Annotated in this window: 16 protein-coding genes; 8 read left to right on the plus strand and 8 right to left on the minus strand. The window is 68.7% G+C overall.

From position 1 onward, the window contains the following. Window positions 1-4: 4 nt before the first annotated feature. Window positions 5-1,216, plus strand: a complete 1,212-nt coding sequence (locus A8G18_RS20025; protein ID WP_064065260.1) for an Rv3212 family protein — start codon at window positions 5-7, stop codon at window positions 1,214-1,216. A gap of 121 nt (window positions 1,217-1,337) precedes the next feature. On the opposite strand, the gene A8G18_RS20030 is transcribed toward A8G18_RS20025, so the two are convergent. Continuing rightward, on the minus strand, window positions 1,338-2,135 hold the full coding sequence (locus A8G18_RS20030; RefSeq protein WP_026003545.1) for a ParA family protein: 798 nt from the start codon (window positions 2,133-2,135) through the stop codon (window positions 1,338-1,340). A gap of 74 nt (window positions 2,136-2,209) precedes the next feature. Between A8G18_RS20030 and A8G18_RS20035 the strand changes: the two genes are divergently transcribed. Beyond that, complete coding sequence (locus tag A8G18_RS20035) at window positions 2,210-2,695, plus strand: GNAT family N-acetyltransferase (RefSeq protein ID WP_064065261.1); 486 nt, start codon at window positions 2,210-2,212, stop codon at window positions 2,693-2,695. 5 nt (window positions 2,696-2,700) lie between these two features. Here A8G18_RS20035 and A8G18_RS20040 read toward each other — a convergent pair whose 3' ends face one another. Beyond that, on the minus strand, window positions 2,701-3,123 hold the full coding sequence (locus A8G18_RS20040) for a hypothetical protein (RefSeq protein ID WP_371053706.1): 423 nt from the start codon (window positions 3,121-3,123) through the stop codon (window positions 2,701-2,703). 47 nt (window positions 3,124-3,170) lie between these two features. Between A8G18_RS20040 and A8G18_RS20045 the strand changes: the two genes are divergently transcribed. Then, window positions 3,171-4,121: a diacylglycerol/lipid kinase family protein gene (locus tag A8G18_RS20045; RefSeq protein ID WP_064065263.1), complete on the plus strand. Its 951-nt coding sequence runs from the start codon at window positions 3,171-3,173 to the stop codon at window positions 4,119-4,121. 259 nt (window positions 4,122-4,380) lie between these two features. Next, window positions 4,381-4,635, plus strand: coding sequence for a WhiB family transcriptional regulator (locus A8G18_RS20050; protein WP_006550236.1), 255 nt, complete (start codon window positions 4,381-4,383; stop codon window positions 4,633-4,635). Between the two features lie 91 nt (window positions 4,636-4,726). Here the strand turns inward: A8G18_RS20050 and A8G18_RS20055 are convergent, their stop codons facing one another. Beyond that, entirely contained in the window at window positions 4,727-6,202 is a 1,476-nt protein-coding gene (locus A8G18_RS20055; RefSeq protein ID WP_064065264.1) for a sensor histidine kinase, read from the minus strand. 34 nt (window positions 6,203-6,236) lie between these two features. Then, complete coding sequence (locus A8G18_RS20060) at window positions 6,237-6,452, minus strand: biotin/lipoyl-binding carrier protein (RefSeq protein ID WP_026003384.1); 216 nt, start codon at window positions 6,450-6,452, stop codon at window positions 6,237-6,239. A 95-nt stretch (window positions 6,453-6,547) separates the two neighbouring features. Between A8G18_RS20060 and A8G18_RS23705 the strand changes: the two genes are divergently transcribed. Beyond that, the gene (locus A8G18_RS23705) at window positions 6,548-6,622 is read left to right on the plus strand and encodes a 50S ribosomal protein bL37 (protein WP_022597109.1); all 75 of its coding nucleotides are present in this window, start codon (window positions 6,548-6,550) and stop codon (window positions 6,620-6,622) included. 101 nt (window positions 6,623-6,723) lie between these two features. On the opposite strand, the gene rsrA is transcribed toward A8G18_RS23705, so the two are convergent. Both rsrA and A8G18_RS20070 read right to left on the minus strand, forming a co-directional pair. Further along, the gene (rsrA, locus tag A8G18_RS20065) at window positions 6,724-7,005 is read right to left on the minus strand and encodes a mycothiol system anti-sigma-R factor (RefSeq protein WP_016934542.1); all 282 of its coding nucleotides are present in this window, start codon (window positions 7,003-7,005) and stop codon (window positions 6,724-6,726) included. Then, window positions 7,002-7,640: a sigma-70 family RNA polymerase sigma factor gene (locus tag A8G18_RS20070; protein WP_051017571.1), complete on the minus strand. Its 639-nt coding sequence runs from the start codon at window positions 7,638-7,640 to the stop codon at window positions 7,002-7,004. The genes rsrA and A8G18_RS20070 overlap by 4 nt, the downstream gene beginning before the upstream one ends. A 212-nt stretch (window positions 7,641-7,852) precedes the next feature. On the opposite strand from A8G18_RS20070, the gene ybaK reads away from it, so the two are divergent. Continuing rightward, on the plus strand, window positions 7,853-8,350 hold the full coding sequence (gene ybaK / locus A8G18_RS20075) for a Cys-tRNA(Pro) deacylase (protein ID WP_064065265.1): 498 nt from the start codon (window positions 7,853-7,855) through the stop codon (window positions 8,348-8,350). 24 nt (window positions 8,351-8,374) lie between these two features. On the opposite strand, the gene A8G18_RS20080 is transcribed toward ybaK, so the two are convergent. Beyond that, window positions 8,375-9,133 (minus strand): SOS response-associated peptidase, encoded by a 759-nt coding sequence (locus tag A8G18_RS20080; protein WP_064065321.1) that lies wholly within the window; start codon window positions 9,131-9,133, stop codon window positions 8,375-8,377. Between the two features lie 79 nt (window positions 9,134-9,212). On the opposite strand from A8G18_RS20080, the gene aroA reads away from it, so the two are divergent. Continuing rightward, window positions 9,213-10,499, plus strand: a complete 1,287-nt coding sequence (gene aroA, locus A8G18_RS20085) for a 3-phosphoshikimate 1-carboxyvinyltransferase (protein WP_172506116.1) — start codon at window positions 9,213-9,215, stop codon at window positions 10,497-10,499. Further along, window positions 10,466-11,485 (plus strand): ribosome small subunit-dependent GTPase A, encoded by a 1,020-nt coding sequence (rsgA, locus tag A8G18_RS20090; RefSeq protein WP_064065266.1) that lies wholly within the window; start codon window positions 10,466-10,468, stop codon window positions 11,483-11,485. The genes aroA and rsgA overlap by 34 nt, the downstream gene beginning before the upstream one ends. A gap of 76 nt (window positions 11,486-11,561) precedes the next feature. On the opposite strand, the gene A8G18_RS20095 is transcribed toward rsgA, so the two are convergent. Then, window positions 11,562-12,797 (minus strand): fatty acid desaturase family protein, encoded by a 1,236-nt coding sequence (locus A8G18_RS20095; RefSeq protein WP_016934711.1) that lies wholly within the window; start codon window positions 12,795-12,797, stop codon window positions 11,562-11,564. Window positions 12,798-12,860 lie beyond the last annotated feature (63 nt).

Below are 12,860 nucleotides of genomic sequence, written 5' to 3' on the forward strand. Positions count from 1 at the left end.
CCACGTGCTCGCGCCCGAGCGCCGCACCCGCACCGACCTTCTCGTCGCAGCCGCACTCGTCGTCACCGCTCTGGTGGCGGCGAGTGTCGTCTGGCTGACGTCGGATGCGCGGGGCACCACGTCGACGACCTGGGACGGACCCGTCCCCACTCCCGCGACCGCACAGTCGCTCCCCCTGACCCTCGCCGAACTGTGGCGTGCTCCGAGCGCCGCGACGACCGCACCGGTGGTGTCCGGGGGCACGATCGCCACGGCCGACGGTGGTGCGGTCGTCGGCCGCGACCCGCAGTCGGGTGAGGAGCGCTGGCGGTACGACCGCGACCGGGCGTTGTGCGCGGCCACCGAGGCCTGGGGCGATGTGGTCTCCGTCTACCGCGACCCGCGGGGATGCGGTCAGGTCACCGCACTCGACGCCGGTAGCGGCGCCCGGGGCGCGCAGCGGTCGAGCGACGCCGACGATCCGATCCGGCTGGTCGACACCGGTTCACACCTGATCGCTCTCGGCGACACGCGCCTCGAGATGTGGCGTTCCGATCTGGTGCGCACCGTCGAGTACGGGCGGGTCGACGCCCCGGTGAACCCGAACGCCCAGCCCCGCTCGGGGTGCGAACTGCGCTCGGCGGATGCGGGAGCCGAGGTGCTGGCCGTCCTCGAACAGTGCGCGAACGAGCCGACCACTCGGCTCACCCTGCTCGAGCCCACCCCCGACGACAGTCAGAAACCCGAGGAACTCGCCTCATCGGTGCTTCCGGATGCCGACCGTGACTCCCAGGCCAGGGTCGTCGCCGTGGTCGGCGACCGCACGGCGGTCTACCTGGCGCCCGACGACACCGCCGGGCCGCGCATCGAGGTCTTCGACAGCGCGGGCACCCTCGTCGACACCCACATCCTGCCGCGTCCGGCCGGAGCATCCGAGGATCCCGCACTCGAACGCGGCGGTGTACTCGTGTGGTGGACCGGCCGCGACACCGTCGCACTGTCCACCACCGATTTCGCTCCGCAATGGACCGTCGAGGACACACTCGGAACCGGCGACATCATGGCCGGTTCACTGTTGCTCCCCGTCGAGGACGCCCTGCTGGGAGTCGACTCCCGGACCGGGGAGCGCGGGCCGCGCATCGATGTCGAGCGCGGTGCAGTGTCGTCGGTGAACATCGCCGTCGCAGGGGACGTCGTCGTCGAGCAGCGCGGCGACGAACTCGTCGCGCTGCGCTGACGGCGGGGCCGCCTCGGTCGGCACCGACGGCAGGGCCGTCCCGTTCAGCACCGACGGCGGGGCCGTCCCGTTCGGCACCGACGGCGGGGCCGTCCCGTTCGACACCGACGGCGGGGCCGTCTCAGTCCGTAACGGTCTCGAAGGTCACGAGTTCCGCCTCACCCGACCAGTAGCGCATCAGGTTCTCGGCGAGAGCGCGGTAGGCTGCGGCCCCCTTGTTCCTCCGTCCCGCCAGCACCGTGGCACCCGACGCAGAGGCTTCCGCGAAGCGGACCGTGCGCGGCACGGGCGGCGCCAGCACCGGCAGGTCGTACCGATCGGAGACGTCGGCGAGCACGTCGCGGCTGTGCGTGGTGCGTGAGTCGTAGAGGGTCGGCAGCGCGCCGAGCAGCTCGAGATCCGGATTGGTGATCTGTTTCACCTCGTTCACCGTGCGCAGGAGCTGCCCGACTCCCCTGTGCGCGAGCGTCTCGCACTGCAGCGGAACGAGCACGGACCGCGCCGCGGTCAGCCCGTTGAGGGTGAGGACGCCCAGAGAGGGCGGGCAGTCGATGACGACGACGTCGTAATCGTCCTCCACCGACGCGAGCGCCCGCTTCAGGGTGTATTCACGCCCCGGCTTCATGAGCAGCATCGCCTCCGCGCCCGCGAGGTCGATGGTCGCCGGGAGCAGCGACATCCCTTCCGCTGTCCCGAGCAGGACGTCCTTCGTCTCGACACCGCCGACGAGCACCTCGTGCACGGATTGTTCGAGCTTGTCGGGGTTGTGTCCGAGCGAGAAGGTCAGACATCCCTGGGGATCGAGATCGACGACGAGCACCCGCCGGCCCAGCGCCGACAGTGCGGCACCCAACGACGCGACGGTGGTCGTCTTGGCGACGCCACCTTTCTGATTTGCCACTGCAAGTACCGTTGCCACGACCCCGATCCTCGCGCACTCGACGGCGCGACGCGAGGTGAATCTACGCACGAGACCACAGGAGGCAGCCCGTCGTGATCCGCAGAGCCATACCCGAGGACGTCCCCGCGATCACCGGCCTGATCTACGACCTCGCCGAATACGAGAAGGCCCGGCACGAGTGCACGGTGGTCCCCGAGCAGATCCACGAGGCCCTGTTCGGCCCGCGACCCTCCGTCTACGCGCACGTCGCCGAGGAACCGGGTGAGAACGGCGGACCGGCGCGTGTCGTCGGCGTGGCGCTGTGGTTCCGGAACTTCTCCACCTGGGACGGCGTGCACGGCATCTACCTCGAGGATCTGTTCGTCCTACCCGAGCACCGCGGCAAGGGGCACGGACGTGCGCTGCTCGCGGCACTCGCCCACGAATGCGTGGAGCACGATTACACCCGTCTGTCCTGGTCCGTACTGAATTGGAACGAGCCGTCGATCGGTTTCTACCGCTCGCTCGGAGCCGTCGCGCAGGACGAGTGGACGACCTTCCGGCTCAGCGGACCCGCGTTGCGCGCCCTCGGGAGCTGAGCGGCTCACTCGTCGGCGTCGGGCGCGTACTCGTGCGCCAGCCACCGCGAGGTGGGCGGGCTGAACAGCAGCACGAGCGTGGGCACCACCACGAGCGCCAGCACGGTGCCGATGACCGGCTGGTGCGAGTCGGTCAGCAGCGACCACACCACGGGCAGCAACAGCAACTGCGCGAGCACCGCCACGGCACGCCCCCAGCGCACACCGCGCACGAGTGCGATCCCGCCGGCCAGGACTCCGCCGAACAGAACGAACAACCACAGCGCGAAGCCGTAGCCGTTGGTCACCGACTGATCGTGCTCGCCCGAGGCGGCACGGATGATCGAGTACACCGCGAACCCCATCGCGACGAGCCCCTCGAGGACGACGAGCCAGCCGGCGGCACGCACGGTCGACGGAACGCTGCTGCGAGGTGTTTCGAGAGGCACCCGTCCAGCGTAGTGGACCCGCCGGGTACCACTTAGGCTGATGTTCCGTGCGCGCCCTTCTGATCGTGAACCCGAATGCGACGACGACCACTCCTGCCGGTCGCGACCGCCTCGCTCACGCACTGAGGGGCCGGCTCACGTTGACCGTCGCGCACACCACCCATCGGGGGCACGCCGCCGAACTCGCGCGCTCGGCGCACGGCGACGGGATGGACGTCGTCGTCGCGCACGGGGGTGACGGCACCGTCAACGAGATCGTCAACGGTCTGCTCGGCCCGTCCCCGAATCGCTCCGCCGATCCGACGCTCCCCCGGCTCGCGGTGGTGCCGGGTGGCTCGGCGAACGTCTTCGCGCGCTCCCTGGGCCTGTCGGCCGATCCACTCGAGGCGACCGGACAGGTGCTCGAGTCGTTGCGGGAGGGCAGGAGCACCCGCATCGGTCTCGGTCACTGCGACGGGCGATGGTTCACCTTCAATGCGGGGCTCGGTCTCGATGCCCAGGTGTGCGAGGCCATCGACCTCAGCCGCGCGGAGGGCAGGAAGGTGACCACGGCGCGCTACGTGCGGCATGCGGTGACCCGGTTCTTCGCGGCGAAGCGGGACGAGCCGACGCTCACGCTCGAGCTGCCCGGATCCGATCCGATTCCGGGTGTGCACTATGCGTTCGTGTCGAACTCGAGTCCGTGGACGTATCTCGAGTCCCGTCCGGTGCACACGAATCCCGGTACGTCGTTCACCACCGGACTCGGGGTGTTTGCCATGACCACCACCCGGGTATCTCCGAGCCTGCGGGTGGTGAGGCAACTCCTGGCCACCCGTGGCGAGCCGGCGTCCCCGTACCTGGTGCGTGCGGACGACATCGCGTGCGTCCGCGCCCGGGCGTCGCGCCCGATCGGACTCCAGGTGGACGGCGACTATCTGGGACTCCGCACCGAGGTCGAGTTCGTGGCCGTACCGTCGATCCTCGATGTCGTCGCGCCTCGTCCACAGTCCCTGTAGCGGGGCAGCGGCCGAAAGAGAAGCACGAATTCTGTGATTACCACTACCTTCTCGGCCGAAAGGGAGTAGGAAGAGGGGTCGGCGAACTCGAAACTCACACCAGCGTGAGCTTCCCCACGATCATGGTCGATTCTATTGACTCCACGCTCGTTCGTGAAAGCATTCACAAGTAACCGCGCGGAAACACTCCGTGCCGCAGGCGTGAACACGCATTGACCGATCAGCCGGTGCGCACGCACCATCGAAGGAGAGTAGAAGCATGGACTGGCGCCACAAGGCCATCTGCCGCGACGAGGATCCGGAACTGTTCTTCCCCGTGGGGAACAGCGGCCCGGCTCTCGCGCAGATCGCGGATGCCAAGCTCGTGTGCAACCGTTGCCCCGTCACCGCCGAATGCCTTTCGTGGGCACTCGAGTCCGGCCAGGATGCCGGCGTGTGGGGCGGAATGAGCGAGGACGAGCGCCGCGCTCTCAAGCGCCGCAACGCTCGCACCCGCGCTCGCACGGCGGTCTGAGCGGACTCCGACATACGTTCGAAGGCCCGGTCTCCTCACGGAGGCCGGGCCTTCGAACGTCGGGCTTACACACATCGGGACGCCGGACGCCTCAGGCGACCGGCACCTTGCCCAGCGGCAACTGCAGGCGCGCATCGGTTCCGCCGGTGTCGTTGGCCGTCAACTCCAGCGATCCGCCGAGTTCCGCGGCCACCAGCGTCCGGACGATCTGCAGACCGAGCCGGTTCGACGCCTCGAGGCTGAAGCCCTCGGGAAGACCCTTCCCTTCGTCGCGTACCACCACGTCGAGCATGCGGGCCGAACGCTGGGCATTGACGGTGACCGTGCCGTTGACGCCCGGATCGAAGGCGTGCTCGACCGCGTTCTGGACGAGCTCGGTCAGCACCATCACCAGCGGCGTCGCGCGGTCGGCGGGGAACACACCGAGATTTCCCTCCCGCACCACCCGGATCTGACTGCCCACCGTCGACACGTCGACGACGATCGGGATCAGCTGGTCGAAGACACCGTCGAGATCGACCTCCTCGTCCACCGACATCGACAGGGCCTCGTGCACGAGGGCGATGGATGTGACGCGACGGACCGCCTCCCCGAGGGCCTGCTGGGCCTCCGTGTTACCGGTTCGGCGCGCTTGCAGACGCAGCAGAGCGGCGACCGTCTGCAGATTGTTCTTGACGCGATGATGGATCTCCCGGATGGTCGCGTCCTTGCTCAGCAGGGCGCGGTCGCGACGCTTGACCTCCGTGACGTCGCGGACGATCACCGCGGCGCCCCGGATCTTCCCCCCCGGATTCAGGACCAGCGCACGGATCAGGACCGTGGCACCGCGTGCCTCGACCTCCATACGCTGACCGAGACGACCCTCCACGGCCCCGCGGAGGTAGTCGGTGACGTCGCGGCTCTCGAAGGGGTCGGTGACCAGCGCGCGGGTCGTCCCGACGAGATCCTGGCCGATCAGGTCGGAGTTCAGACCCATCCGGTGGTAGGCCGACAGCGCGTTGGGGCTGGCATAGACGACCTTGCCCGCCCGGTCGAGACGGATGAACCCGTCGCCTGCCCGCGGACTCGACTTGGTGTCGGAGCGCGCTTCGGGCGTGGGGAAGGTGCCCTCGCTGATCATGCGATAGAGGTCGTCGGCGCATTCGAGATAGGCCGTTTCGAGAGCGCTGGCCGACCGCCGCGACACGCGCGCGGCGTCGCGACTGAGCACCGCGACGACCCGGCCGTCCCAGCGCACGGGCACGGCCTGCCGGATGTTGATTCCGGCGCCCGGGGACGACTTGACGTCGACTATCGTGCCGGTCTCGAAAGCCTCACGCACGTAAGGATGTTCGTTGTCGGAGACGAGGGTGCCGACAGCGTCCTCCGGGATGACCGTGGACGCGGTGGTGGGCCGGCACTGCGCGACGCACACGATTCCGGACGGCGCGGCATCGACCCAGAGGAGAACGTCGGCGAACGACAGATCGGCGAGCAACTGCCACTCGCCCACGACCCGCTGCAGGTGATCGACGGCCGCGCCCGGAAGATCGGTGTACCTCGCGAGCAACGAGCTGAGTGTGGACACGGGAACCGCTTTCGTACTCAGGAGATATCCGTCGTCAGGAGATGACGGCGATGAGGTCGCCCTGCTGGATGACGTCCCCGACCGTGACGCCCACGGAGGTCACCGTGCCGGCCGTCTCGGCAAGCACCGGAATCTCCATCTTCATCGACTCGAGGATCACCAGCGTGTCGCCCTCGGCCACCACGTCACCCTCTCGCACGACGACCTCGAACACGGTCGATACCATCTCCGCGCGTACGTCTTCCGCCATCGAACACCTCGTTTCACGCTCCGGCGGCGGACCTGCCGACAGGACCACTCGACCGCACGTGAAACACTGTAATGAACGAGAAAGGAGATCCCACCATGGGTAAGCGAGGTCGCAAGAAGCGCAGCCGCAAGGGTAACGCCGCCAACCACGGCAAGCGTCCCAACGCCTGAGACGCGAACAGGGGCCGGAAAGCAGCAGCTTTCCGGCCCCTGTCACGTTCGGACCTGTCGTGTTCGGCGCCGTCCCGAACGGGAGCCCGTGCGTCGTCCCGCTACGACTCGGTGATGTCGGTTTCGGTGATCACCACGGTGCGGCGGATCTGCAACATCAGCCGCTCCCGCAGCCCCTCGGGGGCGTGTTCGCCGCCGCACTTGCGACCGAGCAGCGACTTGATCTTCTCCTCGATCCCGTAGGCCTCGAGACACGTGCCGCACTCGTCGAGGTGCCGTTGCAGCTTCTCCCGGGAACCGGCGTCGCACTCGGAGTCGAGCAGCAGATAGACGTCCGCGATCACCGCCGAGCAGTCGAGTCGATCGAAGTCGGGTTCGCTCACTGCGCTGCTCCCTTTCCGCTCTCGGCCGGATCGGTTGTTCCGGTTGCCGCGTCCACGGCCTTCCCCCGCATGAATCCACGATCGCGCGCAACGTCGGCCAGCAGGCCGCGCAGCTGCTTGCGTCCCCGGTGCAGTCTCGACATCACGGTGCCGATCGGCGTGCCCATGATCTCTGCGATCTCCTTGTAGGGGAATCCTTCGACATCGGCGTAGTAGACGGCCATGCGGAACTCCTCGGGAAGTTCCTGCAACGCCGCCTTGATGTCGTCGTCGGGAAGCGCGTCGAGCGCCTCGACCTCGGCGGACCGCAGACCGGTGGACGAATGCTCGGCCGTGGCGGCGAGTTGCCAGTCGGTGATCTCGTCGGTCGGATACTGCGCGGGCTGCCGCTGCCGCTTCCGGTACGAGTTGATGTAGGTGTTGGTGAGGATCCGGTACAGCCACGCCTTGAGGTTGGTTCCCTCCCGGAACGACCGGAAGGCGGAGAACGCCTTGATGTACGTCTCCTGCACCAGATCTTCGGCGTCGGAGGGGTTGCGGGTCATCCGCAGCGCAGCGCCGTAGAGCTGATCGAGCAGGGGAAGCGCATCCCGCTCGAACCGCTCCGTCAGTTCTTCCACAGACTCCTCGACCACACCGATCCCTTCATCGACGCCTGTCGAGAAGGCTACCGGTACGACGGCGTCCGGATCGGGGGGACGCCGGACGGCGTCCGGTCGAGGCGGGCACAGCACTGCCACGAATTCTCCGATCGTCGGGTGTCGGGTGGCCGGTGGACCCACCCGTCGGAATGCAACGCCGCACCCACTGCGCTTGTTCCCCACCTCCGGTTTTCTAGAGTGATCGGATGGCCTCGACATCCACTCCCGCGACGGTGTTGCTGAAACGCGAGAAGGTCGCGCACCGGGTCCACGAGTACGCGCACGACCCGAGGGCCGCGTCCTTCGGCGCCGAGGCCGTCGAGGAACTGGGCGAGCGCCTCGGGGTCTTCCCCGAGCAGATCTTCAAGACGCTGGTGGTGTCGCCGGCGGACGGCAAGCTCGCCGTCGCGGTGATCCCGGTACCGGCGACGCTGTCGCTCAAGGCCGTGGCAGGGGCGCTGGGCGGCGGCAAGGCCGTGATGGCCGATCACACCGCCGCCGAACGCGCGACCGGCTACGTCGTCGGCGGCATCTCACCGCTGGGGCAGCGCAGGCGTCTACGCACCGTGATCGACGTCTCCGCCGAGCAGTGGGACCGGGTGCTGTGCAGCGCGGGTCGGCGCGGGCTCGAGATCGAACTGGATCCGCACGATCTGATCCGGCTGACCGGCGCGGTCGTGGCACCGATCACGGCCGGTCCGTAGGGCCCGTCCGCTCCAGCGGCGCGCCTACAACAGCACCATCTGATCGCCGGCGCCGTCGTCGGGTTGCAGCAGTTCGGGACCATTGTTGCGGATGCTGTTGACCTTCGCGGACACGCGGCGGATCTCGATCGCCGAGATCGCCTCGACGCTCGGCACGATCAGCTCCGGGTGACCGAGGCTGTCGGGGTCGAGCCACGCGTCCCATCGCTCCGGCGGGAGGATCAGCGGCATCCGCTCGTGCACGTTGCCGAGTTGCTCGACCGACTGCGCGGTGAGGATCGCCGTGCTCGACAACGGGGGCGCCTTCGGGTTCCGCGGGTCGCGCCACTCGGCCCACAGTCCGGCCATGCAGATCCGCGATCCGTCGGCCGGCGACATGAAGTACGGAACCTTGCGGGGCTTGCCGTCCGGTGCCGGCTCGACCTGCCATTCGTACCAGCCGTCCATCGGGACGAGACACCGTTTGCGGCGCAGCGACCGGGCGAAGCTCGGCTTGGTCGCGACCGATTCGGATCGAGCGTTGATCAGCGGAGCGGACCGTCCGATCTCCTCGGCGAACGGAGGCACGAGGCCCCAGCGCATGCGGCGGAGACGACGACGGACCGGGCCGTCGGGATCCTCACCGTCGTGCCTGGCGACGACGGTGAGCACCTCGCTGGTCGGCGCGACGTTGTAGTCGGGTCCCCGCTCGTCCCCGCCGGTGTCGTCGCCGGTCTCGTCGAGTGCGTCGAGTTCGACGGCGAGCATCGCCGGGTCGGCCGTGGAGACATACCTTCCGCACATGCCGTCGAGTGTGGCATCGGGGGGTGACGGAACCGACACCGGCGCACACGGGTGGGCGAGGGTGCCCGCACCGGTCCGGATGGGCGAAGATGGTCGGGTGAGTCTGTGGAGAGCACCCCGCGCCGTGTCCCCGGTTCGAGCGTCGGTGACGCTGCCGGGATCGAAGTCGATCACCAACCGTGCCCTGATCCTGGCCGCACTCGCCGACGGGCCGTCCACCGTGACCGGCGCGCTGCGCAGCCGCGACACCGATCTGATGATCGGAGCCCTGCGCACGCTCGGCACGACCGTCACCGAGCGGGACGGCGGCACCACTCTCGACGTGACCCCCGGGCCGCTACGCGGAGGCGACGTCGCGTGCGGACTGGCCGGCACGGTCATGCGATTCGTGCCGCCGCTGGCGGCGCTGGCCGACAGCGACGTGCGGTTCGACGGCGACGAACAGGCACGCGTCCGCCCGATGAGCACCGTGCTCGACGCGCTGCGCGCGCTCGGTGCCGACATCGACGGCGACCGGCTCCCCTTCACCGTGCACGGCCGCGGGGGCCTCGAGGGTGGTGCGGTGACGATCGACGCGTCGGCCTCGTCGCAGTTCGTCTCGGGTCTGCTCCTCTCGGGCGCCGCCTTCGACGAGGGAGTGGTGGTGCACCACGACGGCAAGCCGGTGCCGTCCATGCCGCACATCGAGATGACCGTCGAGATGCTCCGGGCGGCCGGAGTCCCCGTCGACACGTCCGAGGCGAACACCTGGCGGGTGCCGCCGTCGACGATCGAGGCACTCGATGTCACCGTCGAACCGGACCTGTCGAACGCCACCCCCTTCCTGGCGGCCGCGGCCGTCACCGGCGGTGTCGTCTCGGTACCGCTGTGGCCGGAGTCGACCACGCAGGCCGGTGACGCGATCCGCGGGATCCTCGAGCAGATGGGCGCGGAGGTGTCGTGGGCCGACGGGACGCTCACCGTGCGAGGCCCTCACGAGCTGACAGGCATCGACGTGGACCTGCACGACGTCGGTGAGCTCACGCCGACCGTTGCGGCCCTTGCGGCGCTCGCCACCTCGCCGTCGAACCTGCGCGGTATCGCGCATCTGCGCGGTCACGAAACCGATCGGCTCGCCGCTCTCGCCACCGAGATCGGCCGCCTCGGCGGTTCGGTCACCGAGACCGAGGACGGCCTGCACATCGAACCGGCTCCGCTGCACGGCGACGTCTGGCACTCCTACGCCGACCACCGGATGGCCACCGCCGGCGCGATCCTCGGACTCGTCGTCGACGGGATCGAGGTCGAGGACATCGGCACCACCGCCAAGACCCTGCCCGATTTCGAGGCATTGTGGGAGTCGCTGCTGACGAGGAGCGACTCCTGAGACGGCGCGAGTACGACGAGTCCGACGTCCGGGTCCGCCCCGGGCGCGGCTCGCGGCCGCGCACGAAGGACCGCCCCGCCCACCGCAACGCGGAGGAGGGCATGGTCGTGTCCGTCGACCGGGGACGGTGGGGTGTCGCACTCGGCGGCGATCCCGAGCGGATCGTGACGGCGATGCGGGCACGCGAGCTCGGCCGGACCCCCATCGTGGTGGGCGATCGGGTGGGGGTCGTGGGTGATCTCTCCGGCCGTCCCGACACGCTCTCGCGCATCGTGCGGGTCGAGGAGCGCAGCACCGTCCTGCGACGCACCGCCGACGACACCGATCCGTTCGAGCGCATCGTCGTCGCCAACGCCGAACAGCTGCTCATCGTGGTCGCGTTGGCCGATCCCCCGCCCCGGACCGGACTCGTCGAACGCGCACTCGTGGCGGCCTACGCCGGCGGGCTCACTCCCCTGCTGGGGCTCACCAAGAGCGACCTGGCCGATCCCGACGAGTTCGCCGCGCACTTCGCGGATCTCGACATCCCGGTACTGCTGGTCGGGCAGGACGACGATCTCACCGCCCTGCACGACCGGATCGACGGTCGTCTGACCGCGCTGATCGGGCACTCCGGGGTCGGCAAGTCGACGCTGGTGAACCGGCTCGTCCCCGACGCCGACCGGGCCACCGGCGAGGTCTCCGGGGTGGGCAAGGGACGGCACACCTCCACCCAGTCGGTGGCGCTGCATCTCCCCGAAGGCGGCTGGGCGGTCGACACCCCCGGCATCCGGTCGTTCGGGCTCGCGCACATCGGCCCCGACGATGTCGTCGCGGCGTTCGCGGACCTGTCCGAGGCGGTCGAGGACTGCCCGCGCGGATGCACGCATCTCGGGCCGCCGGCCGACCCCGAATGCGCCTTCGACGCCCTGGAGGGCAAGTCGCACCGCCGGGCGACGGCCGTGCGCGAACTGCTCACGGCTCTGGCTTCCAACGACGCCTGGTGATCGAACCCGGGTGACCGAACGAACGAACCCCGGCACCTTCTCCGGGTGCCGGGGTTCGTTCTCGTTCTCGTGACCGCTAGCGCATGCCGAGCGCGCGGCGGATGAATCCGCGCTTGCGGGTCTTCTCGATGGTGGTGGCCAGACCCATGCGGCGACCGGTGACCGGATCGATCTCCGGCACTCCGCCGAAGCCCCGCTCGGAGGCGGTCTCCGGGGCGGCGTCGCGATCGTCCTTGAGGTACTTGTCGGGCAGCGACAGCTTGGCGATGGTGCGCCACGACTTCCAGTACTGCACCGCGAGCGGACCCGTGGTGTACGGCAGGTCGTACTTCTCGCACAGCTCGCGCACGCGCACCGCGATCTCGGCGTACCGGTTGGACGGCAGGTCGGGGTAGATGTGGTGTTCGATCTGGTAGCTCAGGTTGCCGGTCATGAAGTCCATGACCCGGCCGCCGGAGATGTTCGCGGAACCGAGCATCTGACGCAGGTACCACTGGGCGCGCGTCTCGTTCTCGATGTCCTGCTTCGTGAACTTCTCCGCACCGTCGGGGAAATGGCCACAGAAGATCACCGCGTTGGTCCAGATGTTGCGCACGAAGTTCGCCGTCGCATTGGCTTTCATCGTGGACTTCCACGACTTACCGCTCAGCGCCGGGTAGACGACGTAGTCGCGCAGGTGCTGCTTGCCGAGCTTGGCGAGCACCTCCTTGCCGCGCGCCTTGGTCAGCTCGCGGTCGTCGCGTCCCTGGACGACCTTGCCGAGCTCGAGGAGCTGGATGGCGATGCCGTACTGGAACAGCGCCGCGAGAATCGCGTTGTAGGCGACGTTGCCGAGATAGAACGGCTTCCACCGCTGGTCGCGGGTGACGCGCAGCAGGCCGTATCCCACGTCGTCGTCCATGCCGAGGATGTTGGTGTACTTGTGGTGCAGGTAGTTGTGGGTGATCTTCCAGTGCGCCGACGGGTCGACGTTGTCCCACTCCCAGTTGGCCGAGTGCACCTCGGGGTCGTTCATCCAGTCCCACTGCCCGTGCATCACGTTGTGCCCGAGCTCCATGTTCTCGATGATCTTCGACAGGGAGAGCATGCCCGTGCCCAGCAGCCACAGCGGGCGTTTGTTCGAGCCGAGCAGCACGAGGCGCCCACCGATCTCGAGGCCACGCTGCAACCGGATCGTGTTGCGGACGTATCGAGCGTCGCGCTCACCGCGGGACTCCTCGATATCGCGCCGGATGGCGTCGAGTTCGCGGCCGATGGCCTCGACATCCGCATCCGTCAGGTGTGCGTACTCCTTGACATCCGATATCGCCATGGGAGCTACTCTACCGTAGGTTACGGCTCCGTAGGTTAGCCGAAATCGGACCTGTGACGCGAA

Origin of the sequence: Rhodococcus gordoniae, from assembly GCF_001646655.1 — a bacterium.
Taxonomy (GTDB): domain Bacteria; phylum Actinomycetota; class Actinomycetes; order Mycobacteriales; family Mycobacteriaceae; genus Rhodococcus; species Rhodococcus gordoniae.